The 23,359-nt window shown below is 61.1% G+C and carries 19 protein-coding genes and 1 pseudogene; 7 read left to right on the top strand and 13 right to left on the bottom strand.

Features of this window, described 5'->3' with window-relative positions:
* The first annotated feature begins 104 nt into the window (after positions 1-104).
* The 6 genes from CLV41_RS14215 to ptsP all read left to right on the top strand — a co-directional run bounded on the left by CLV41_RS14215 (position 105) and on the right by ptsP (position 7,631).
* Positions 105-1,094: a flagellar motor protein MotA gene (locus tag CLV41_RS14215; RefSeq protein ID WP_103223049.1), complete on the top strand. Its 990-nt coding sequence runs from the start codon at positions 105-107 to the stop codon at positions 1,092-1,094.
* A 4-nt stretch (positions 1,095-1,098) separates the two neighbouring features.
* Positions 1,099-2,133 (top strand): peptidoglycan -binding protein, encoded by a 1,035-nt coding sequence (locus tag CLV41_RS14210; protein ID WP_103223048.1) that lies wholly within the window; start codon positions 1,099-1,101, stop codon positions 2,131-2,133.
* 440 nt (positions 2,134-2,573) lie between these two features.
* Positions 2,574-3,419 carry an MIP/aquaporin family protein gene (locus CLV41_RS14200; RefSeq protein ID WP_103223046.1) on the top strand — a complete coding sequence of 282 codons (846 nt, stop codon included), beginning with the start codon at positions 2,574-2,576 and terminating at the stop codon, positions 3,417-3,419.
* Positions 3,416-4,483 carry a dihydroxyacetone kinase subunit DhaK gene (gene dhaK, locus CLV41_RS14195; protein WP_103223045.1) on the top strand — a complete coding sequence of 356 codons (1,068 nt, stop codon included), beginning with the start codon at positions 3,416-3,418 and terminating at the stop codon, positions 4,481-4,483. The genes CLV41_RS14200 and dhaK overlap by 4 nt, the downstream gene beginning before the upstream one ends.
* A 2-nt stretch (positions 4,484-4,485) precedes the next feature.
* On the top strand, positions 4,486-5,145 hold the full coding sequence (dhaL, locus tag CLV41_RS14190; protein ID WP_235867136.1) for a dihydroxyacetone kinase subunit DhaL: 660 nt from the start codon (positions 4,486-4,488) through the stop codon (positions 5,143-5,145).
* The gene (gene ptsP / locus CLV41_RS14185) at positions 5,142-7,631 is read left to right on the top strand and encodes a phosphoenolpyruvate--protein phosphotransferase (RefSeq protein WP_103223044.1); all 2,490 of its coding nucleotides are present in this window, start codon (positions 5,142-5,144) and stop codon (positions 7,629-7,631) included. The genes dhaL and ptsP overlap by 4 nt, the downstream gene beginning before the upstream one ends.
* Before the next feature lie 12 nt (positions 7,632-7,643).
* On the opposite strand, the gene CLV41_RS14180 is transcribed toward ptsP, so the two are convergent.
* From CLV41_RS14180 to CLV41_RS14135, 10 genes are all read right to left on the bottom strand, one after another.
* Positions 7,644-8,750 carry an ABC transporter ATP-binding protein gene (locus CLV41_RS14180; protein ID WP_103223043.1) on the bottom strand — a complete coding sequence of 369 codons (1,107 nt, stop codon included), beginning with the start codon at positions 8,748-8,750 and terminating at the stop codon, positions 7,644-7,646.
* The gene (locus CLV41_RS14175) at positions 8,747-9,541 is read right to left on the bottom strand and encodes an ABC transporter permease (protein WP_103223042.1); all 795 of its coding nucleotides are present in this window, start codon (positions 9,539-9,541) and stop codon (positions 8,747-8,749) included. The genes CLV41_RS14180 and CLV41_RS14175 overlap by 4 nt, the downstream gene beginning before the upstream one ends.
* Positions 9,538-10,545, bottom strand: a complete 1,008-nt coding sequence (locus tag CLV41_RS14170; protein ID WP_103223041.1) for an ABC transporter permease — start codon at positions 10,543-10,545, stop codon at positions 9,538-9,540. Before CLV41_RS14170 ends, CLV41_RS14175 begins: the two co-directional genes overlap by 4 nt.
* Before the next feature lie 282 nt (positions 10,546-10,827).
* Positions 10,828-11,934 carry an ABC transporter substrate-binding protein gene (locus tag CLV41_RS14165; RefSeq protein ID WP_103223040.1) on the bottom strand — a complete coding sequence of 369 codons (1,107 nt, stop codon included), beginning with the start codon at positions 11,932-11,934 and terminating at the stop codon, positions 10,828-10,830.
* A gap of 75 nt (positions 11,935-12,009) precedes the next feature.
* The gene (locus tag CLV41_RS14160; protein ID WP_208987515.1) at positions 12,010-13,104 is read right to left on the bottom strand and encodes an NAD/NADP-dependent octopine/nopaline dehydrogenase family protein; all 1,095 of its coding nucleotides are present in this window, start codon (positions 13,102-13,104) and stop codon (positions 12,010-12,012) included.
* Between the two features lie 14 nt (positions 13,105-13,118).
* Positions 13,119-13,703: a peroxidase-related enzyme gene (locus CLV41_RS14155; protein WP_103223039.1), complete on the bottom strand. Its 585-nt coding sequence runs from the start codon at positions 13,701-13,703 to the stop codon at positions 13,119-13,121.
* On the bottom strand, positions 13,700-14,197 hold the full coding sequence (locus CLV41_RS14150) for a hypothetical protein (protein ID WP_103223038.1): 498 nt from the start codon (positions 14,195-14,197) through the stop codon (positions 13,700-13,702). Before CLV41_RS14150 ends, CLV41_RS14155 begins: the two co-directional genes overlap by 4 nt.
* Positions 14,194-15,681: an NAD(P)-binding domain-containing protein gene (locus CLV41_RS14145; protein WP_103223037.1), complete on the bottom strand. Its 1,488-nt coding sequence runs from the start codon at positions 15,679-15,681 to the stop codon at positions 14,194-14,196. Before CLV41_RS14145 ends, CLV41_RS14150 begins: the two co-directional genes overlap by 4 nt.
* A 35-nt stretch (positions 15,682-15,716) precedes the next feature.
* Positions 15,717-17,027, bottom strand: a complete 1,311-nt coding sequence (locus CLV41_RS14140; protein WP_103223036.1) for an MFS transporter — start codon at positions 17,025-17,027, stop codon at positions 15,717-15,719.
* A gap of 1 nt (position 17,028) precedes the next feature.
* Complete coding sequence (locus CLV41_RS14135; RefSeq protein WP_103223118.1) at positions 17,029-18,534, bottom strand: aminotransferase class V-fold PLP-dependent enzyme; 1,506 nt, start codon at positions 18,532-18,534, stop codon at positions 17,029-17,031.
* An 88-nt stretch (positions 18,535-18,622) separates the two neighbouring features.
* Here CLV41_RS14135 and CLV41_RS14130 point away from each other — a divergent pair, with 88 nt between their 5' ends.
* The gene (locus CLV41_RS14130) at positions 18,623-19,099 is read left to right on the top strand and encodes an Lrp/AsnC family transcriptional regulator (RefSeq protein WP_103223035.1); all 477 of its coding nucleotides are present in this window, start codon (positions 18,623-18,625) and stop codon (positions 19,097-19,099) included.
* Between the two features lie 111 nt (positions 19,100-19,210).
* Here the strand turns inward: CLV41_RS14130 and CLV41_RS14125 are convergent, their stop codons facing one another.
* The 3 genes and pseudogenes from CLV41_RS14125 to CLV41_RS14115 form a co-directional block, all read right to left on the bottom strand.
* Positions 19,211-21,004, bottom strand: coding sequence for a TRAP transporter permease (locus CLV41_RS14125; RefSeq protein WP_208987507.1), 1,794 nt, complete (start codon positions 21,002-21,004; stop codon positions 19,211-19,213).
* Between the two features lie 139 nt (positions 21,005-21,143).
* Positions 21,144-22,100 (bottom strand): TAXI family TRAP transporter solute-binding subunit, encoded by a 957-nt coding sequence (locus CLV41_RS14120; protein ID WP_103223034.1) that lies wholly within the window; start codon positions 22,098-22,100, stop codon positions 21,144-21,146.
* Between the two features lie 412 nt (positions 22,101-22,512).
* Positions 22,513-23,226: pseudogene (locus tag CLV41_RS14115) on the bottom strand (DUF1013 domain-containing protein); the annotation flags it as partial.
* Positions 23,227-23,359: the final 133 nt, after the last annotated feature.

Raw genomic sequence — 23,359 nt, 5'->3', positions numbered from 1 at the left:
TTTCCCACCCTTATTCCCGCTTTCCTTCCGATAAGAGGTTTCCAACCTGTTAAAAATCACGCTATCAATCTGTTAGCTCCTCAACAGGTGACAGATAGCGCAATATGGCCCGAGAATTCGACCCCTACAGCCTGTCCAGCCCGCGGGCTTATCTGACTTTCATGATCATCTTTCTGGTGATCGTGGCCTTTATCGCCTTCATCCTGTTTCCGCAGATTTCCACCGCCTTCGTGAGCAACCCGGGCCTCAACGGCCTCATCGTCATGGTCGGCATCTTCGGCGTGCTGCTGCTGTTCGGGCGGGTGATCCGGCTGTTTCCGGAGATCACCTGGGTCAACAGCTTCCGCATCGGCGATCCGGCGCTCGACACACGTTCGCCGGTGTTGCTGGCCCCTATGGCTGCGCTTCTGGGCAACAAGGGCGGCGACATGGCGCTGACCCCGACGACCGCGCGCTCGATCCTCGACAGCATCGGCATGCGCCTTGAGGAATCGCGCGAGATATCGCGCTACCTGACCGGCCTTCTGGTTTTCCTCGGCCTGCTCGGCACCTTCTGGGGACTGCTGCAGACCGTCAGTTCCGTGGGCGCGACCATCCAGTCGCTCGATGTCGGTTCCGGCGACGCGAACGTCATTTTCGAGGACCTGAAGGCCGGGCTCGAAGCCCCGCTTTCCGGCATGGGAACGGCGTTTTCCTCCTCGCTCTTCGGCCTCACCGGCTCTCTCGTACTCGGTTTTCTCGACCTTCAGGCCGGCCAGGCGCAGAACCGCTTCTATAACGAACTGGAAGACTGGCTTTCCACCGTCACCGATATCGATCCGGAGGACAGCCTCTTCAGCGCACCGGATTCACCGGGTGTCGAACACATCCAGGCCTCGATCTCCGCGCTTCAGAAAAGCGTCGAGGAAGGTGGCGGCCGCAACGCCAACCAGGCGATGGCCAATCTGGCGGAAGGCATCCAGGGCCTCGTCAAGCATGTGCGCTCCGAACAGCAGATGATGCGCGACTGGGCCGAGGCCCAGGGCGAACAGCAAAAACGCATCGAGGGACTGCTCTCCTCCATCTCTGCCGCCTTCGACCGCGCGAAGGAGTAAGGAGATGGCAGGAAGTCTCCGCTCGCGCCGCCGGGCCCAGTCGACGGACTACTGGCCCGGCTTCGTCGATGCCATGGCGACGCTCCTGCTCGTCATCATCTTCATGCTGTCGATCTTCATGATCGCCCAGTTCTTTCTGTCGCAGCAGCTCTCCGGCCGCGACACGGTGCTGAACCGCCTGAACATCCAGATCAGCGAACTCACCGAACTGCTGGCGCTGGAACGGGCCAACTCGGGCGAACTGGAAGACACGATCCTCGGCCTTCAGGCAAGCCTGAGCGACGCCGAATCCGAACAGACCCGGCTGATGGGCCTGCTCGACAGCAGCTCCGGCGCCGCCGATACCGCCGGCGGCCGGGCGGCAAGACTGGAAAACCTTCTCGACGATGAACGCCAGGTCAGCCAGGAGGCGCTGGCACAGGTCGAACTTCTCAACCAGCAGATCGCGGCGCTAAGACGCCAGATCGCCGCCGCCAATGCCGCGCTCGAGGCGTCTGAAGCCAAGGAATCCGACAGCCAGGCCAAGATCGCCAGCCTCGGCCGCCGCCTCAACGCGGCCCTCGTCCAGCGCGTCCAGGAGCTGTCCCGCTACCGCTCCGACTTCTTCGGCCGCCTGCGCGAAATCCTGTCCCAGCGCTCCGACATTTCCGTCGTCGGCGACCGCTTCGTGTTCCAGTCCGAGGTGCTGTTCGATTCCGGTTCGGAAGACATCAACCCCGATGGCCGGCAGGAACTCGAAAAGCTCGCCGAAGCCATCCAGGAACTCAGCGGGCAGATCCCTGACGAGATCAACTGGGTGCTGCGCGTCGATGGCCATACCGACGCCCGGCCGCTGTCGGGCACCGGCCGCCTGCGCAACAACTGGGAACTGTCGGCCGCCCGCGCGATTTCCGTCGTCCGCTACCTGATCGAGAAGGGCGTCGACCCGAAACGCCTCGTCGCCGCCGGCTTCGGCGAATTCCAGCCTCTGGAAGAAGGCGAGACACCCGAAGTGCTCGCCAGGAACCGGCGCATCGAGCTGAAACTGACGGAGAGGTAGGAAACCTCCACCGCAGATGAAATCGGCGCGATCCGGCAGACGAAAAGGATAGACCGGCGGTTCGAAAATCCTTATTTTTACAGAGCTTGACGTCTTCCAGACTTTCGCTTGTCACGGGCTGAAGAAATCTCGTGTCCGCCTGCCTGATATGCATTTTCTCAAACTTATATCCATGCAAAAATTGAAAACTCTTGGGACTCCCAAGAAATTCTTCGGCGACCGCCTGAAAGCCGACAGATTTCAACAAGTAGGTTCCCAATCAAGTGTCGAGCCGGAGATAAAATTCGAAAGAATATCCGGCGTTGATCAGGATCAATCAAATTCGCGGCGCTCCTGATACGTTCCTTGCGTGCAACATTGCTTCCCAAAGGAGCAAATGGAGACGGCCGAATTGGCTGGCCCACAATGAAAGTTGCACCTATCGCGTGAGGAGCAAGATTATGAGTAAGGGCATAATTCCCGAAATGATTGCCGAAGGGATAGGAACTTTCATTCTTGTTCTCTTCGGCGTGGGATCGGTTGCGGTATCCGTGTGGACCGGCGGCTTGAGCCTGTGGCCCGTTTCGCTGATGTTCGCGCTCGGCGTCACCCTCGGTGTCTATGCATCCGGCAAGGTATCGGGCGGCCACATCAATCCGGCGGTCACACTCACCCTGGCGGTGTTCACCGGGTTTCCATGGCCCAAGGTCGCACCCTACATCGTCGCGCAGTTCATAGGCGCGATGCTCGCCTCCGCTGCCATTTACGGCTTTTACTCCGGCATCGTCGCGCACTATGAGCTTGGCGCCGGTCTGGTTCGCGGCGCGCCCGGAAGCCAGTTGAGCGCGATGGGTTTCGGAACCTACGCGCCGAATCCCGCCTTCTTTGGAACGGCTGAGGAGGCCTTCGCGCAGGTTTCGCTGGTGAAATGGTTCCTCTCGGAAGCCTTCACGACGTGCATTCTGGTCTTCGGCGTATTGTTCCTCACCGATCAGCACAATACGTCCGCGCCGTCGGCCAACCTTGCACCCTTCTTCATCGGGCTCCTGGTCGCGGCGCTGGTCGCCTATGAGGCACCGATCTCCATGACCGCCATGAACCCGGCGAGAGATCTCGGTCCGCGTCTCATGTCGTTCGTTTTCGGCTGGGGCGAGATGGCTATTCCCGGTCCGCGCGGCGGCTGGTGGATTCCCACAGTAGCCTCAATTGCCGGTGGTCTGGTCGGTGGAGCCTTCTATCGCGGTTACTATCGCGCGGTCTTCCAAGCCTACGACACCGAAACCCCGGAATGGGAGAAAAAGCCATGAAAAAGCTGATCAACAACGCCGAAGACGTCACTGTCGAGCAGTTGAAAGGCTTCGGGCTCGCCTGTGACGACATCGATGTGCATTTCGACCCGAACTTCGTGAATGTCGCCGGCGGCGTCAAGGACCGCGTTGCCATCGTGTCCGGTGGCGGCTCGGGACATGAGCCGCTGCACGGCGGATATGTCGGCTTGGGCATGCTGGACGCGGCGTGCCCGGGTCAGGTGTTCACCTCGCCGACGCCCGACCAGATGTTTGAGGCGGGCAAGACCGTGAATGGCGGGCGGGGCATCCTGCAGATCGTCAAGAACTACACCGGCGACGTGCTGAACTTTCAGATGGCCGCCGACATGTTGCGCGATGAAGGAATAGAGGTGCGCAACGTGATCATCGACGATGACGTGGCGCTGAAGGATTCCCTTTATACCGCCGGCCGCCGCGGCCTCGGGACAACCGTGATTGCCGAGAAGGTCTGTGGTGCTGCCGCTAGGGAAGGCTACGACCTCGACAAGCTTGCCGCCCTTTGCAAGAAGGTCAACATCTACGGCAAGAGCATGGGCATGGCCCTGACCTCCTGCACGACCCCGCAAAACGGCACGCCAAGCTTCGATCTGCCGGAGGACGAGATGGAGATCGGCATCGGCATTCACGGCGAGCCGGGCACCAAGCGTGATAAGATCAAGAGCGCCGATGAGGTGACCGCGATCCTGGCGGGCCGCATTCTGGAAGACGAGGCCTATACGCGCAATCTGAGCGAATGGGACCCGGCGAAAGGCGACTGGGTCGATGTCGAGGTCACCGACATCACGTTCCAGAAAGGCGACGAAGTCATTGCCATCGTCAACGGCATGGGTGGCACCCCCCTGTCCGAGCTCTACACGGTCTATGCCAAACTGGCCGAGCTGACGGCGCAGCATGGCGTGAAGATCGTGCGCAATCTCGTCGGAAACTACATCACCTCGCTCGAAATGGCCGGTGTCTCCATAACGCTGGTCAAGACCGATGAGGAGATATTGCGCCTGTACGATGCTCCTGTGAAAACACCGGCACTGCGTTGGGGGATCTGATCATGGCGGATGCGCGGGCGGGGGCCGGGACTGTCACCGGCCCCATGGTGCGGGCATGGATCGAAAAATCGGCGGAGGTGCTTGCGGAAAACCGCAAGTACCTCACCGAACTCGACTCGCCGATCGGCGATTCCGACCATGGCAACAACATGGACCGCGGCTACAAGGCGGTCGTGGAAAAGCTGCCGGAGGGAGACGACATCGGCGCCATGCTCAAATCGGTGGCGATGTCCCTGATTTCCAAGGTCGGCGGAGCGGCGGGACCGCTTTACGGAACCATGTTTCTCGATGGCAGCAAACCCTTGATCGGCAAGACCGTCGTGAGCGGAGAGGAACTGGCTCAGTTTTTCGCCGATGCGATTAACGGCGTCAAGAAACGCGGCCGTTCGGATGTGGGAATGAAGACGATGCTCGATGCGCTTGCTCCCGCCTCCGACGCCTTCAGGGCGGAATTCGCCAAGGATGGCGATATGCCTGCATCGCTTAAGGCAGCGGCGGCGGCGGCGAAGCAGGGAATGGAAGCGACCATCCCGATGCAGGCACAACGCGGGCGCGCAAGCTATCTCGGCGAACGCAGCATCGGGCATCAGGACCCGGGCGCGACATCCAGCTATCTGATCCTTCAGGCCTTCTCCGACGCCGTTGAAGAGGCGGCGAAGTGATTGGAATTGTCATTGTCTCGCACAGCGGAAAACTGGCTGAGGGCCTGAAGGAAATCGCCGACGTCATGAGCGGCCAGCCGGTGCCTGTCGCAGCGGCCGGAGGTGTGGACGATCCCGAAAGCCCTCTGGGCACGGACGGCATCCGCGTTCTGGAGGCCATCCGCGACGTCATGTCGGACGACGGCGTTCTGGTCTTTGCCGATATCGGTTCCGCCAGACTGAATGCCGAGATGGCGATTGACCTGTTGGAGCCGGATGAACGGGAAAATGTGCATTTTTGCGATGCGCCCCTTGTCGAAGGCGTGCTTGCCGCCGCCGTCCAGATAGGTGCGGGAAGCCCTCTTCAGACAGTCATGCGGGAAGCCCGTGAGGCGGCGCTGCAAAAAGCCCCCCCTCCCGGGGAACCGCAGGAAACGCGGACCGGCGGCGTGGTGCGTGAATTCACCATCCGCAATCCGATGGGCCTGCATGCCCGGCCCGCCGCGCTTCTGGTCACCACCATGAACGGGTTTTCCGGAGATATCCGGCTGGCCAACCTCAGCAAGGGCAGGAATCCGGTCAACGCCAAAAGCATCAACGGCATCATGCTGTCCGAAGTAACCGCCAACGACCGGATTTCCGTGACGGCCGACCCTGCCGAGGCGGAGGCCGTCTTCGCCGCGATCGAAGAACTGATCCGGGCGAATTTCGGCGAGGAAGGATCTGTCGCCTCCAGGCCCGCACCGGCCGGCGTCCCTCCCCGGCCGGAAACAACGTCTCCTGCCGTGAGCGCGTCCGGTGCGCTTGCAGGCATTTCGATCGCGCCCGGCTTCGCGCTCGGCCCGTTGCACCATGTCAGGAGCACCCTGCCGGAGATCGAACCGGTGGCGGTCACGGACCCTGTGGCCGAAGCCGAACGCTTCACACGGGCCCTGTCCGGCGCGGAGACCGAAATCAGAACGTCGCTGGCCGATGCGGGACAGCGGATCAGCGCATATGACCGCAAGATTTTCGATGCCCATATCAGTTATCTGCACGACCCGGAAATCATCGAAACCGTGAAGCAGCGCATTATCGGGGAACATGTCTGCGCGGAAGCGGTCTGGCGCGATGTCGTCGCCGGTCTCGCCCGAACCTACGCGGCATTGGAAGACCCGTTGCTGCAGGCAAGGGCAGGGGATGTGATCGATGTCGGGCAACGCGTCCTGCGCTTTCTGACAGGTGGCGAGACCTCGCCTGCCGCCGTGAGCGAACCTTCGGTTCTGGCCTTTGAGGACCTGCGTCCTTCGGATGTCCTTGCCATCGACGAAAAGACGATTCTGGGCATTTGCACCATGTCCGGCGGCAAAACCTCGCATGCCGGCATTCTCGCCAGCGCGTTGAGCATTCCGGTGGTCTTTGCAGTTGGAGATGCGCTGGCAGGCGTTGCGGAAGGCAGGCAGGTCCTGCTCGACGGCACGGCAGGCACGATCGTCCTCGCCCCTGACGCGGAAACCATCGCCGCCATGGAAAAGGACCGCAAGACCTGGGAAGACCGGCGCGCGCGCGCCGAAGCGGTCAGAACGCTTCCCGCGCGAACATCGGACGGTCACGAAATCCGGGTCGCCGCGAACATGGCATCCGTGGAAGAACTGGGCGTGATCGCCGGCAGCGGGGCGCAGGAAGTCGGCCTTCTGCGCACCGAATTCCTGTTCATGCACCACGATTCAGCGCCAGGCGAAGACGAGCAGTATGAGGTGTACCGCACCATTGTGGCAGGACTGTCGGGCAGGCCGCTGACTGTGCGCACGGCGGATATCGGCGGGGACAAGCCGGTCCCCTATATGGACCGGCCACCGGAGGCAAACCCCAATCTGGGCTGGCGCGGTCTGCGCTACAGCCTCGGCGTGCCGGAGTTTTTCGATGTGCAGCTTGCCGCGATCCTTCGCGCCAGCGCCCATGGCCCCGTGCGGATCATGTTTCCGCTCGTCAGCACCCTTCACGAGGTAAAGGCCGCGAAGGAACGGCTCCGGGCCGTGATGAAGAAGCTTCGGGCCCGCAACCTGGCCTTTGACGAGAACGTCGAAGTCGGTCTCATGATAGAGGTGCCGGCGGCGGCGGAGATGGCGGACATCCTCGCGCCGGAAGTCGATTTTTTCAGTATCGGCACCAACGATCTGACGCAATACGTCATGGCCGCCGATCGTGCCAACGCCAAGGTTCAGGATCTATTCGACCCATTCAATCCTGCCGTCCTGCGCATGATCGCCCGCTCGATCGAGGCGGCCCATGAAGCGGGCATCTGGATCGGGATGTGTGGCGCGATGGCCGGCAGCCCGGTTGCCGCCCCGATCCTGATCGGGCTCGGGCTAGATGAATTCAGCATGACGCCGTCCGACATCGCCGAATTCAAGCTCACCCTGAGTGGATTGTCCCTTCCGGCCTGCCGCGATCTGGCGGTGGACGTCCTGAAATTGAGCTCGGCGGACGCCGTTCGCGACCGGGCAAATGTTCTGCTCGGCCGCTAGGAACGCAGATCCTCAGTCCCGCAGGACCGCCATGGCTTCCTGCGACCAGCTGGCCCAGACCGGGGCTTCACCCAGCCCGTTGGCGAGAGACGTATCCACATAGGCCCGCATGGCGAAATCGGGAGCGTTTTCCGCGCGCAGGTCCAGTTCGGTCCGGCTGCCCTTGAAGGTCCGTCCGGCAATCCGGACGGCAACCGCGTTGGGCTGGTCCTCCGGCTTGTCGAGGGAAAGCTTCATGCCTTCGAGACGGATCGAGGCGGCCACCTGTTTGCCGGGCTGCAACCCTCCGGACACGGGCGGACGACCGGCCAGTTTCAGGCCTTTCCAGTCGAGCGTGACATCGGAGCCGCTGACGGCATCGACCCGCCCCTCGATCAGGTTCGTCTCGCCCACGAATTCGGCGACGAAGCGCGAAGTGGGATGGAAGTACAGCTCTTCCGGCGTGCCGTCCTGTTCCACCACACCGTGGTTCATGACAACGATGCGGTCCGACATGGTGAGCGCTTCGTCCTGATCGTGGGTCACGAAGAAGAAGGTCTTGGACGTCCGGCGCTGGATCGATTTCAGCTCCGCCTGCACCTGTCCGCGCAGCTTGGCATCCAGCGCGCCCAGCGGCTCGTCCAGCAGCAGCAGTGCCGGATCGGGAGCCAGGGCCCGGGCAAGCGCCACACGCTGGCGCTGTCCACCCGAAAGCTGGTCGGGAAGACGGTCGGCGAGAACCGAGAGCTCCAGAAATTCCATCAGCTCGTTGCAGCGCTGCGCGATATCTCTCTTGCTCAGGCCCTTGAGTTCCAGGCCGAAGGAAATGTTGCGGCGGACCGTCATATGCGGGAACAGCGCATAATCCTGAAACACCATGTTGACCTTGCGGCGGTTGGGCGGAAGCCTGGTCACGTCTTCGCCGTTGACGATGACCCGGCCGGAGGTGGGGGTCTCGAAACCGCCGAGAATACGCAAGGTGGTGGACTTGCCGCAGCCCGACGGCCCCAGGAAGGTGACGAATTCGCCCTCCCTGATCGTCATCGTCAGGCTTTTCAGGGCTTCCGTGTCGCCAAAGCGCTTGTTGATCGCTTCCAGGCGAACAATCTCCCCGGCACCGTTTTCTTGGGAGTCTGTCATGATTGTAATTTCCCTTGTTTCATCCGGCGCGTGGTCCGTTCGGCCCAGATGCCGAGGAGGCCGGTCAGAACCAGAACCACTGTCGCGATTGCGTTGATTTCCGGCGACATTCCCGAGCGAAGCTTGGCGAAAATGAGCACCGGGAGCGTCGGCTGATAGCCTCCCAGAAAGAAGGAACGCACGAAATCGTCGAAACTGATCAGCATGCAGAAGATGCCGCCGCCAATGAGAGCCGGCCGCAGATAGGGCAAGGTGACCCGAAGGAAGGCAATGATGGGATCGGCGCCGAGATCCTGGGCCGCGTCGAGATGGCTCTTCGGCAAAGTACTCAGCCGGGCCGCGACGATCAGCATGACGAACGGCACGTTGTGCACGGCATGGCACCAGATGATGGCGCCGGTTCCGGGCGGAATACCCCAGAGCTGCGCATAGATGCGGAAGGAAATCGCCGAGATGATGCCCGGGATGAGAGCCGGCAGCAGCGTCAGTCCGTAGATGAGGCCCTTGCCGATGAAACCGCGTCCGTTGAGAAGCACCGCGATCCAGATGCCGACGACCAGGGAGATGAGCGTGGAGGAGACGCCGATCAGCATGGAATAGCCGAAGGCCGACAGGACTTCCGAATCCTTGAAGACCTCCACATACCAGTCGAGTGTCCACGAGCGGATCGGGAAGCCGATGAATTTGGAATCCTTGAACCCCATCGTGATCATGAGGATCAGGGGAACGAAGATATAAAGGACGAACGCCCAATAAATCATCGACATCACAAGACGTGTGTGGCGGGTCATTTGCGCACTCCCTTCTGCAGGCGGGTCATCAGGCGCCCGAAGGCCAGGCTGATCGCCAGCGCCGTCACGAACATCAGACACGCGAAGGCCGCACCGGTCGGCCACTCATCGCCGGCCGTATGGAAGAAGCCGGCAATGGTTTCCGCGAAGACCGTCGTCGACGGACCGCCCAGCAGAACCGGGGTTGCGTAATATCCCGTCGAGATCAGGAAGACGAGCGTTGCGCCTGAGGAAATGCCTTCCAGCGAAAGCGGCAGCGTCACCTTCCAGAAGCGCGTCCAGGGTCCCGCCCCCAGGTCGGCCGCGGCTTCCGTGTAGCTGCGCGGCAGCTTCTCAAGGGCCGAATAAAGCGGCAGCAGCATGTACAGCGCGCTGAGATAGATGATGCCGACCGACAGGGAAAAACCCGTGTACATGAAGGGGATCGGCCGGTCGATCAGGCCCAGCCACTTGAGTGCGAGGTTCACCGCGCCGTTATTGCCCAGAAGGATCATGATCGCGTAGGTGCGCACGATCTCGCCGACCCAGAACGGGATCAGCAGGAGCAGCAGAAAGACCATCTGATTTGAGCGCTTGACGTGACGGGCCAGGAAATAGGCGACCGGATAGGTCAGGACAAGCGTCGCGAGCGTCAGCGTCGCGGCGAAGGCAAGTGTCCGGAAAAACGGCATGACGAATATGGCGCTGCCGAAGAACCGCGCGTAGTTGTCGAAGGTGAATTGCTGTTCGTAGCCGCGCGAAACCGGATAGGCATCGACGAAACTGACATAGAACATTTGCAGCATGGGGCCGAGATGCTGGGTCAGCACCCACAGCACGGGAAATGCAAGCAGTATGACGAATTGGCGTCGCGGCGAACTCAGGAGCGCGTTTGAGAACGTCTGATAGAGCTGCGAAGCCGCTATCGCTCCCCAGAAGGATCGTCCTTCCCGCTCACCCGTCCGGTTCCCGGCGCCGCGCTCTCCCGCCAGTGTCGCAGCGCTGGTCTGAACCTTTCCAGACATTGTTTTTCCTTCGAACAAGACTGCGGGCCCTGGTAGTGGCCGCGGTCATAAGAATTATATCCGGATTTCGAATTATGCCGTACCCGGTTGAGCGACGCCTTCCCCTCGAAGGTCGAACGCGATGAACCGTCCGGCACCTGAATGCATTCCGGCAAGACCCCCGGAGACGCGAAACGCGCCTCCGGAGGCTCGTCTTGCCGGTGCTCCGTCCCGGGACATTTTTAAAAAATGTGTCCGGGACGATGCACTTGCAGTCGTAGCCTGAAAGCCGGTCGTCAGCGATCAGGCAGCCTTGATCTCTTCCACCGCCGGGTCGACAAGCTCGTACTTCATCTTGTTGGCTTCCGCCCTGAAGAACCTCATGTTCGCGAGTTCTTCTTCCGGGAAGCTGGTCGAAGCCTTTTCGGCATCCGTAAGATGCTGCGAAGCGTCCTTGTAGGTCGAAATGAAGCCCGATGCCCGGCTCATGGACGCACCGATCTCGCCTGAAGCCAGAATGGCGTTCAGGAAGGTGTAGGCATTGTCCTCGTTGGGAGCGTTGTTGGCAATGTTGTAGGTGTACACAAAGCCGTAGCTGCCTTGCTTGGGAATGGACATGGCGACCGGGAAACCATCACTCATGAGCGACGCGATCGGACCGTTCCAGGCACACGCCATGACGATGTCCTGGTTGATGAACATCTGCTGCACTTCGGCGCCGCCATCGTAGTACTTGCGGACAAGCGGCTTTTTCTCGATCAGGAAGTCCCGTGCTTCGGCAACGATCGCCGCGGCTTTTTCCGGATCGTCCAGATAGGCGACCATATTTCCGTCGTAGCCCTTCATCAGCATGACGATGGACAACATGTCCTGAAGGACATAGGCCGACTGGCCGGCATATTTGTCGGAGAAAAGCGTGTCCCAGGTGGTTGCTTCTTCAGGTGAGATCACTTCGGTGTTGTAGGCGAACACTTCCATGCCCGAAAGGATCGGCGCGCCCCACTTGTTGCCGTTGATCGTCGACCAGTCGCTTTCCGAGTAAACCGGATTGATGTTGCCCCAGTTCGACAGGCGGGTCGGGTCCATCGGTGCCAGAAGATCGCTGTCGATGAACTGCAGGAACCGGTGGCCGGCGACCGTCATGATGTCCACTGTGGGATTGTCGGCTTCCGCGGCCAGCAGGTTGAACTGCTTGCCCTGGTCGTCGACCAGCCGGACATTGACCTTGATCCCGGTTTCGCTCTCGAACTGCTCCTTGAATTCATCCGGAACGAAGTTGGCATATGTCCAGATATTCACTTCGCCGCCGGCGGCATAGGAGCGGCGCAGATAGGCCGGCGAAGCCAGGGTGGCTCCCGTCGCGGCCGCTGTGCCAAGGAAAGCTCTTCGGTTTAATATCAACTTTTTCATGCAGTTTCTCCACTGTTTGTCCACGCGATGATCTTTTATATTTGGTGGACGGTCCCCTCTTATGGCCGAAACGAACTAAGCCCGCTCGCCCGCTTCCGGCAGGTGGCCCGTCGAGGCCGCCTGACACAAGTCGTCCAGATTCATGTGCTCCAGGCCGATGGCCGGAAGCAGGTCATTCTCGCCAAAAAAATCACGTCCGTACATGGCTGAGAAAATTTCAACTCCCGCCTGGTGCAGCACCGCGGGACAACCGGCCATTCGGCCCAACGCCACCGTAACCGCCAATCCGAACGGAACGTCTTCGGTTACATAGCGGCTATCCGCCGTCGCCGGCCCCGTGCCGCCGCGGCCCAATTCATGCATTTCCCGGTTCATCTCGCTGATGGAGGCCACGGGCACGTGAAACGACAGATGAAAGTGCTCGAAGATGGTCCTGACGGACAGGCCAAGCTTGTCTGCGATGGCAAGCCGTTCCCGGTCGAGGGCTTCCAGAAGACGCCCGACATTCGGTGTCACGTGGTCCCCCTGCCCCCATGTTTCGCCCTTTTCCATCCGGGTGGCGTTCGCCAGCGCGATACCCATGTGGTTTTGAGGATTGAGGTTGGAAAGCGTTATCGCCAGCAGCCCGTCGCGGAGATTGAAGCGCTCACCGAACAACTGCTCGCACAGGGCCTTGCCGGCGTCGCTTTCCGTGGCCGGAACCGTGCACAGGTCGACAAGGGAACGCACCGTGTTGACCTGAACATGATCCGCGGCCTGTTTGCGGCCGGTCACCACCGTGGTGCCCCATGCGGTAATCGGCAGGACGACGCCTCTCGCCCTCAGCCTGTCGGCCAGATAGAGCGCGCCGAAGGATGCATGTGAGGAAATGATGACCGGCTGGCCATCGCGCAGATGGGGTACCAGCGTATCCATGACAGCCTTGTGCCCGTAGCCCGGGATAGCCAGGACGATCACGTCGTTTCCCGACACAAGCTCGCGGGCATCGCCGGCAAGAGCCGGCGTGAACACGGCCTCGATCGCACCCGTCGCCTTGAGCTTGCCGCCCGCGCGCAATCCCGCGGTTCCCTCGCCCGACGGCGACCAGAGCATCGGCTCATGCCCCATCTGGTGCAGCAGCGCGGCCGTTCCAAACGCGATTGATCCGGCGCCGGCAACGCCGACCTTCAAAGGTGTATCGGTCATCATGCGCCGCCTTTCCGCACCGGATCGCCGAGAACATGCATGAGCCTGTTGGCCCAGCCGAACAACGCGGCGGACAGGATAAGATCGAGAATTTCCGCATCCTCCAGCCCTGCGGCGCGCAGCGCCGACATCTGTTCCGGGCTTGCCTCGGAAGGCGTCTGCGACAGGGCATGGGCAAAATCGAAAATCGCCCGGTTACGGGGTGAAAGATCGGCCCTCGTTCCCTTTGCGAAGAGCTCGTCGGTGACGGACGTGTCCTTTGCGATCTGGGCATGCCGGCTGGCGTGAACCGCGGCGCAATAGATGCAGTGATTGACCATCGAGGCGGCCAGGGCGCCGAGTTCACGTTCCTCGCGGGACAATCCGCCCTTGTCATACATGATGCCGTTGAACAGCGGCGAGCGGACCTTCAGGGTCTCCACGTCATGGGCAAGCGTCAGCACATAGGCGGAAATCTTGGTATTGGACGGTGTCACCTGAAGCGCTTCCAGCTGCTCCGGCGTCGCGTCTTCCAGTTTGATCGGCTCGACCCTCGGCCGCCAGTCGGGAACGTTGCGGGTGAATTTGCGGATGACATCGCTCATGGGCGGGCCTCCTTCATCAGCCGGATCCCCGCCAGGACACGGACCTGGTAGGCCATGAAGGCGTTGATTTCGCAAAGCCGGACAATATCGGCGTCGGACACGCCCGCCTCTTGCAGGGACTTGATGTCCGGCGCGTCGATATCGCGCGTTTGCACCGCCACCTTGTCCATGAAATCACATATTGTTTCGAGGCCCTGCGCTTTGCCGGAACGAAGAGGATCCGCCAGATCGGCGACGCTCGCATCTTCAATGAGCGCGCAATAGCGATCGGCCAAGGCGGTTTCGCCGTTCAACGCCGCGATACGGGCGGCGAGCGCCGCGCGGATATCATGCGACCATGCCCCCGTCTCCAGCGGCTTGAGCACCGCATCCTCGGTCGTCTGGGACAAGGCGATGATGTTGGAGCGCCCGTCGATGGCCGCCGCGACCGGACTGCCTGCAGGTATGCCCGATAATTCCAGAAGAGTGCTTTTCGTCAATGTCTCGGTACTCACGATAGGGCCTCTGCGGCTTCCGGTTCGGGTTGGGGCAACGGGGTCGGTGTCCATTCCTCGCCGGTCAGTTCGGGGGTAGCGTAATCCTGAAAGGCCTGCCAATGCGCCCCGATGTCCTCGCAATAGAGCTCGGCGGCAATCGCCTTCGCCAGCCATGCGGCCCCTTCCGAGATGCCCGGAATGTCTCCGGAAACCTTGCCGAGGCTCGCCGTTGCGCCGTAGTTGAAGCAGTAGACGCTGGACAGCCAGGGCGCTTTGCCCGGTGTTCTTTCCCGGAAGGTGAAGTCCTGGTTCAGATAGGGGAAATGCCCCAGATCCCGGTTTTCCTCTCCGTGAGGGGGCTGATAGACATCGCGCCAAAGGGCGATCTCCCCGGCAGCGGGACCGAATTCGGCACGCGCCATGGGATCGACGCAAAAGCCGGTCCCGAGGATGAGATAGTCTGCGTGGTAGACTGAATTCTCGCCAAGGCTCAGCTTCAGGCCGCTGCCCGCTTCTTCCACTTTTCTGACCGGCAGATCGAAATGGAAATGGGCGTTCTCATGACGGGAGACCCGCAATGTCGATCCGTGCGGAGGGGGCGTCTGGGTGACGAAGGAATAATTCATGAAGCGCCAGCGCCATTCGTCCGGCATCGCGCTAAAGCCGGCGGTGAACCCGTAGCTGCCGATGCCCATCATCTTGTTGATGGTGGGCATCTCCTTGCGGCGGACCAGATGGCGCACTTCGGCCGCGCCATGTTCGAGTGCCTCCGCGGCATTGTCCACGGCCGAGGCTCCGACGCCGATCACGGCAACCTTTTTCCCCTTGAGCGCCGGAAAATCGATCTCGTCCGAGCTGTGGGCCCAGCACTTGCGCGAGATCCCGTCCATGAACACGGGAATGTTCGGAACACCTGTGCCGTCCCGGCCCGTTGCCATGACAAGCTTGCGCGTCAGGATCGAAGCCGTCTCAGCGCCCGTCAGGTGAAGACGCAAAAGCCCGCCTTCCGGCTCCACCCGTTCCAGGGCCACACCGTTTTCAACCGGAATGCCGAGGGCCTTGCGGTACCATTTCAGGTAATCCATCCACATGGGACGCGGGGCCTTGTCCAGCGTGTCCCAGGCTTTCGTGCCGAATTGCGCCCTGTACCACGCCTGAAACGTAAGCATGCCGTGACCGAAGGCCGGGCCTGTCAGCGTCTTGGGAGAGCGCAGCGTTTCCATCCGGGCGTAGTTCAGCCACGGGCCCTCGAGCCCTTCCGGATTGCGATCGAGAACCCGGATGTTGGCGACACCGCCGGTGCGCAGCGCCAGCCACGCCACCATTCCGCACATGCCGCCGCCGATGACGACAACATCGCTCACCGGTTCCCCGACCGCCTGTTTCGGCGGCACCCAGGACTTGCCCGGCCAGCACAGATATTCCAGGTTTTCCCGCAAGCGCTCTTCCAGAACCGTCAGGCCGGCGCCATCCAGGGCAAACGTGGAACTCGATTCAGACATCAGTCAATCCTTCAATACGCCGAATGGCGTTCTTCTCAGGCATCCCAACGCGGATGCAATTCGTCGATGTAAAAGGGATGGGCATGGACGCCCCGGTGAGTGCTCGCAATATGCGGATGATCCGGCGGCAGGTCCGGATGACTGTGTTCACGCAAATCGGGATCCTTTGCCGGCCACACCGCCAGACCGGCGATTGTCACAAGAGTGGCCAGGATCGCCAGCATGATCAGAGCGGTCGCGGGAGCAAACGCCGCGCCCAGCCAGCCGGCAAGGGGATAGGCGACGAGCCAGCCCGCATGGGACAGGGAAAACTGCGCCGCGAATACAGCCGGCCGGTCGGTGTCGGATGCCGAGCGCGTCAGCACCAGCCCGCCGGGTGTCAGGGTCAATGTACAGGCAGCCCCGAATGACGCCCAGAGCACCACCAGTTCCGGCAGGGCCGGTTGCAGCAGGATCAGCGGCGACAGAATGGCAAAGGTGAACGTTCCCGCCGCCATGACCCGCCGTTCGGGAAAAGAGCGCAGCAGGGACGGCAGCGCGAAGGCCATCAGGGCAGCGCCCGCACCGTAGCCTCCCATCAGCCAGGGGAAGACCTGCTCGGCATTTTCAAACCGCGTTCCGGCATAGACGATGGTGTTGACCAGGATCCAGGCCATGACCAGGGACAACCCGAAATTCAGGACAAACAGGCCGCGCAGCCGGGGCGTCCTGGCATAGATCCAAAGACCGCGCACCGCGCGTGTGAGAAATGGATCCTGACTTTGGACGCGCACGTCGCCTCCCCCCCGGGACAGCAGGAGGCAGACCGCGGATCCGGTGAAGCCCAGCGCGGCAAGGGCAAAGAGATATTCCGTGTGCATGAACAGCAGCGCCGCCCCGACCAGGATAGGCGTCAGGATGCTTTCCAGCGTATAGGCGATCCGGGAAAGGGCGAGAGCCTCCGAATAAGTCTCCTTGTCCGGCAGAACGGAAGGGATCATGGCCTGAAACAGCGGCGTGAAGGCGGAGGAGACCGCGAAAAACACAAAGGCCAGGGCGGCGATCGTCCACCAGGAGGACACAAAGGCCAGCGGCACCATGAACAGCAGCCGGGCCACATCCAGGCCGACCAGGGCACGCAAGCGCGGAATTCGCGTCAGGGCGGCCTGGGCAAAAGGCGAAAAACCGACATAGGCAATCATTTTAAGAGCGAAAAACAGTCCCAGTATCGGCCCCGCATGGCTCGCGCCACCGATCCGCCACGCCGCAAGCGACAATCCCGCCGTCATCAAACCGACGCCAGTGAGAGAAAGCACCTGCGATGCGAAGAGGAAGCGGAAGGTACTGTGGCGAAGTGGGTTCAGCATTTCAGGGCCGGGCCTGTTCAAGGAGCGTCGCGGAAAACCGGCCGTTTGAGATGTCGGCCACATAATGTCGGGAAAAAGCCGCCTGTTCCCGGGCCAGCCTGTCCACCGATGCGATGACGAAATCGACTTTTTCATCGCGCATCAATGGCGACAAGTTTAACCGGACCCATCCCGGCTTTTCAATCTCTTCACCCGCGTCCAGCGCCTTCTTGATGGTGGCGGATGCCTCCCGGTCGATATCCAGAAGCGCATGGGCGTAGGATCCGGCACAGGCGCATCCACCGCGCGCCTGGATCCCGTAAACATCCGAAAGCATCCGCGTGAAGAGTTGATGATGAACCCGTTTCCCGTCCGCGTCGCGCACCTGGAATGAGAATATCGGCAAGGCTTTCGCGTCCTGATGGCCGAGAAGTTCGAGGTGCGGGTTACTGCGCCAGACGGCCAGAGCCCGGGCACGCAAATCCTGCTGACGTTCAGCCAGCCAGGTCGGGTCGATCGCATCCTTGACCATCAGCGCAAGACCGGCCCGGATGTCCCCCAGAACATTCGGTGTACCGCCTTCTTCACGATGTTCCAGGCTGGAAGAATAGATGTGATCCCAAGGGGATACAAATGATACCGTGCCACCGCCCGGCAGCGTCGGTGTCTTGCGCCGCGCGATGGCATCGCGGATTATCATGACGCCGGACCCGCCGGGACCGCCGGGAAACTTGTGCGGCGAGAAGACGATTGCGTCCTTGGCGGCATCCGTGCCGGCTTCCATGCGCATCGGCACATAGGGACCGGAACATCCATAGTCCCAGACCGCCAGGGCGCCGTGTGCCTTCAACAAACGCGTGACGGCAATGTCATCGGTCAGTATTCCGGTGACGTTCGAGGCGGACCCGAACGCACCGACGATGAGTTCGGCACCGGCATTCTCGCGCAAACGGCGTTCAAGAACATCCAGATCAGCACCGCCGCCGGAGCCCTCCGGGATTTCGATCACCTCGGCTCCGCTTTCCCGCCAGGGCAACAGGTTGGAATGATGTTCATAGGGACCGATCAGCACCACGGCACGCTTGCCGGATGCAACGATATGCGGAATGTCCAGGAGCATGACGATCCGGTTCAGACCGGCGGTCGATCCGGACCCCGTGAAGACGACCGAATAGCCCTCCCCCGCTCCGGTGATGCGCGCGATCTCCGCCCGGATCCGGGTCCGCAATTGGGTGATGAAAGCACCGCAGAAAGAAGCCTGCGTATGGCTGTTGGCGTAATAGGGAAGGACCCTGTTGCGAATAAAATCCTCGATCTGGCTCAGGGCGCGGCCCGAGGCGACATAATCCGCGTAGACGAGCTTCTTTGGGCCATCGAGACCGGGCACAAGGGCATCCTCGCCGATCAGGCCCTCCCGCAGCGCTTCAATGAGGTTCGGGTCACGCAAGGTGTTCCGAAAATCATCCAGGACGGTCTCCTGGCGTATGGCGGCCGGATGTAATTCCGTGGCGTTTATTCTTTCGCTCATAAATGTAATCTTGACATTCGAATTGAATGAATTCATCACATATTTTTAGCGATAACGCTTCCCAATTGGGTCATATGAACCATTAAACATGCTCAAGCTAGATCAAATTGATTGCCGCATTCTCGAAGAGCTTCAACGAGACGCGGCCCAGTCGCAACGAGAGCTAGCCGACCGGATCGGCCTTTCCCAAAACGCCTGCTGGCGGCGCCTCAAGGCGCTGGAGGCCGCGGGGGCTATCCGCAGCCAGACGGTGCTGCTCAACCGGGAAAAACTGGGAGCCGGTCTCGTCGTCATCATGATGATCCGGACCCGGCATCATTCCTCGAGTTGGCTGGCGACCTTCCGTGACCATGTCTCCTCCATACCGAATGTTGTCGATTTTTACAGGATCGGAGGGGACTATGACTACCTTATCAAGGTGGTAACACGCGACATGACCAGCTATGACGCGATATATCAGCGTCTCATTTCAGAGGTGGAACTGGAAAACGTGACCTCCTATTTCGCCATGGAAGCAATCGAGGAGCAGCGTCCTTTTCCGGTGTGCCGGACGGAGGACGATTAGACATGCGGGGCGCTCAGGCAGTCCCCCATGCACCATCCAGCCAACGGCATCATACGGATTGATCCTGCCGAAACGTCAAAAAACGGTGGCTTTCTGTCTCTTCCTTGCAGCCTATATCAGGTTGCCACCGACGAAGATCACGGCGAGACCGGTGCCTGCGGACAGCAGCCTTTTCCACGGCGTCCTGTAGCCGATGATGCCAAAGGACACGAGACCGAGACCAGCCCCGATCTTGACTGCCGACGCAATCGCGGCGACCGGCGCGACCGACAATTGGATGACGGACGGATTGGCGATCATGGCAAGCGGAATGACATAAAGGCCAACGCCAAGCGCCATCGCCGTCATCGCGACCTTGAGCCAGTTTTCCCCCACCATGCCGGCGGCGATGAAAACGGCGCCGCACACCGGCGGCGTGATCGTCGAGAGCAGGGCGAACCAGAATACGAACAGATGCGCCTGCAGCGGCTCAAGCCCCTGCTGTATCAGCGCGGGACCTGCGACGGACACGCATATGACGTAGGCGGCGGTTGTCGGAACTTCCATGCCGAGCACAAGACAGGCCAGCGCCGTCAGGAACAGCGACGGCCACAGATACCCGCCCGAGCCGGACAGGATCAGGGATGTGATCTTGACCCCGAGCCCCGTGATCGCGAGAACGCCGATGATGATAGACGCACAGACAATGATGGCGGCAATAACGGAGACCTGGCGCGCCGCGTTCAGGAACGCTTCTTCCATCCTTCGAAGGATTTCCCGGGGATCGAAGCTGCCCCTTGCATTGAAGAAGAGCAGCACGAACCCGGCCAGGATGGCGATGCAGGCCGCATATTGCGGCGTATAGTTCGCCAAGAACATGCCGTGGAGCAGAACCAGGAACGGCACCAGGAAAAAAGCCGAGGTGATGACAACCTGCCTCAGGTGCGGTTGATCTTCCCGTGCGACCGAAGCAAGGTCGAAGCGACGGGCGTAGGCATTGATACCCACCCAGACAGCGAAGAAATACAGCACGGCCGGAAGCAGAGCCGCCGCCATGATCTGGGTGTAGGGTACACGGGTCAACTCGACCATGACGAAGGCCCCGGCGCCCATCAGCGGCGGCATGATCTGACCGCCCGAGGAGGCCACCGCTTCGACCGCACCGGCCAGTCTCCTGGGATAGCCGAGCCGGGTCATGGCCGGCAGGGTGATCGCACCGGTGGAGGCGACATTCGCGGAAGCTGACCCGGAGATCGATCCAAACAGCGCCGACGACAGGACCGACACCTTGGCCGCTCCCCCCTTCAGACGGCCCGCTGCGGCGGCGGCAACATTCATGAAGCCCTGTCCCGCCTCCCCCGCATTGAGCACCGCGCCGAAGATCACGAAGATCGCCACGACGTTGACCGAAACGCCGGTCAGGCTTCCCCAGATGCCGCCTTCCGCTATTGTCAGCGTTCCCAGAAAGCTGGCAACCGGCGTTCCCGAATGACCGAACTCACCGGGTATATGCTGTCCGAAAAGACCGTAGGCGAGGGCAAGACCGGCAACGATCGGCAGCGGCCAGCCGATGGCGCGCCGCGCGCCCTCCAGGACAGTCACCAGCAAAACAACGGCAACGACGCGCTGGAAGGTGCCTTCCAGAAAACCGTACTGGTCGGACAGCGCGGACTGGTTGACCGCGACCCAGATGCAGGCGGCAACTCCCGCGGCGCAGAAAACCGCGCCACTCGCCCGCCGGGTGGCTCCGCCGCCCGCGAAAACGAAAATCCAGGGCAGCGCCAGAGCAAGATGCAGCGGCCGGCTGACGAGATTGGGAACGAGCCCGGAAAAGATCAGCCCGAGGTGAAAGGCGACGAGAGTGACGGCAAGAACGATCATCGCCGTTCGCCAATAAGGCGTGTTTGCAGGTTCGCTGCGGATCATGGAATTGCTTGTCTGACTGAGATCGGATTGCGGGTTGACCGGCACCGGTCGGTACGTCCGGCCAAAGACATCCGGCACACGGAGCCGGCAGCAACTGCTGACGGCCGTGCACCGGACGATTCAAGACACCGAGCGGTGATTACTGCTGCGCGTCCGTAAGTTCAATGCCGGCTTCCTTGTAGTAGCGCACAGCACCGGGATGAAGCTTGCCGGTAATATTCGCCATCAGCGCCTGATCGACACCGTTCCACCACGGCGCGTCCTCGCCCATACCGGCCTTTTGCTCCCAGAAGGTCTTGGTCAGCGTATAGGCCGTGTCGTCATCCATGGCTGTGGTCGTGAAGGCGGCGACCGGCAATGAGGTGGTCGCAATGTCTTCTTCCTGACCGGCATATGTGCCCGCGGGGATCACCAGTTTTGCGCGCTTTGTCTGCGCGATCTGGTCATCATTCAGAGAAAGGACATGGACATCGGAGGACGCGGCGGCCTCAATGACATTCGGCGCCGGCCAGGAGCCGGCCGTCACGAAACCGTCGATCTGACCGTTTTTCAGTGCCGCAACCGCGTTCGACAGCTCGACCTCGGCAAGATCGATCTTGCCTTCCAGACCGAACTGCTTGAGGTATTTTTCACCTTCCGTGGCTCCGAACGATCCCTTGCCGAGCAGGATGGTCTTGCCTTCCATGCCCGCGAAATCCGTCACGCCGCTTTTTTTTGACATCACGAAATGCATGGTCAGCGAAGGGATCGGAAACAGGGCGCGGATCTCGTCGAACTTCGGGTCTCCCTTGCCCTCGAACATCGCCTTCCCGCCCTGAGCCAGCGACACCAGCACCGGAGGAGTGGTAAAGACATAGTCTCCACCTCTCGCCTTGGCTTCCATCACGTTCTGGACGGAGCCCTGACTTTCCTCGACGGTCACGATCATCTCGCCATCGCTTCCGGCCTTGATGGCTTCGGCAATCTGAACGCCCATCTGGTAGTAGGAGGAAGCTGACTTTGCGGACTTGTAGGTGATCCGCGTTTCGGCCTGTGCCTGTGTGACACCGAAGGCGAGTGCGAGCGTAAAGCCCAGTTTGAGCAGGTTGTTCGACATCTTGTTCTCCCTGAAAGGCCGGAAGACTATGTCCTGATCAACAACGTGGCAACGCGTTTTCGCCGCTCATCCGGAAAACGAGGTTTTCAGGGTAACAAAAAACCGCCGACTGTATCGGTCGGCGGTTTGACAGTTCGCAACAGAACGGATTGAAAGCCTACTTTTCCTTGGCAGCTTCGTCAGTTTCCGTTTCGTCAACGGCTTCGGCCTCTGCGCCAGCTTCAGCCTCTGCGTCAGTTTCCGCCTCTGCGTCAGCCTCTTCGGCAGCCACGACCTCTGCCTCAGCTTCTGCTTCGGCTTCCACGCCGGCTTCAGCCTCTTCGCCAGCCACGACCTCTGCTTCAGCTTCAGCTTTCGCCTCCACGCCAGCTTCAACCTCCTCGCCAGCAGCATCGGCCTCGACTTCGACGGCCTCCTCACCGCTCACCTTTTTCGGCATGCCCAGGTTCGCAAAGACCGCTTCCGCGTCGAACACCTCTTCTTCCTCACGCTTGATCGGTTTGCTCGTGCCGAACGAGAAGGCAGCGGCGAGGGCATCATCGCTGGTCGATTCCTCGACCGGCATCAGCGTTTCGACGGGACCGCCGGCGACCGGCTGCGGTGCATTCTTGGCGGCCTTTTCGACTTCCATATCCAGTTCAAGCTGGCTGCACAGGCTTAGGGTGACCGGATCGGAGGGAATCAGGTTTGACGAATTCCAGTGGGTACGGTCGCGGATCGCCGCGATTGTCGGCTTGGTTGTACCGACCAGCCGCATGATCTGCGCGTCCTTCAGTTCCGGATGGTTGCGCACCAGCCACAGGATGGCGTTCGGACGGTCCTGGCGGCGCGAGACGGGCGTGTAACGTGGTCCCTTGCGCTTGGATTCCGGCACCACCACTTTCGAGCCCTGAAGTTTCAACTGGTAGTTCGGGTCGCCCTGTGCCTTCTCGACTTCCTCACGGGTGAGCTGGCCCGTCAGGATGGGATCGAGGCCCTTGATTCCCTGCGCGGCTTCGCCATCGGCAATCGCCTTCACTTCAAGTGGGTGAAGCTTGCAGAATGCGGCAATCTGGGTGAAGCTCAGCGCGGTATTGTCCACAAGCCAGACTGCGGTTGCCTTCGGCATAAGCGGCGTATTCGCCATCGGATAAATTCCTCTCGTGTGCTCCCTTGCCCGGCAGGGCAAAAAAGCGATGTTCGATTTCCATTTTAAGGGAAGTGGCCGGAATATAGGAGAAACGCCGCCAAAACGCAACGCACTTGCATTCCGGCGTTTC

This window comes from Roseibium marinum, assembly GCF_002906165.1.
Taxonomy (GTDB): Bacteria; Pseudomonadota; Alphaproteobacteria; order Rhizobiales; family Stappiaceae; genus Roseibium; species Roseibium marinum.
The sequence above is the reverse complement of the archived record's forward strand: the minus strand, read 5'-3'. Positions and strand labels throughout refer to the sequence as shown.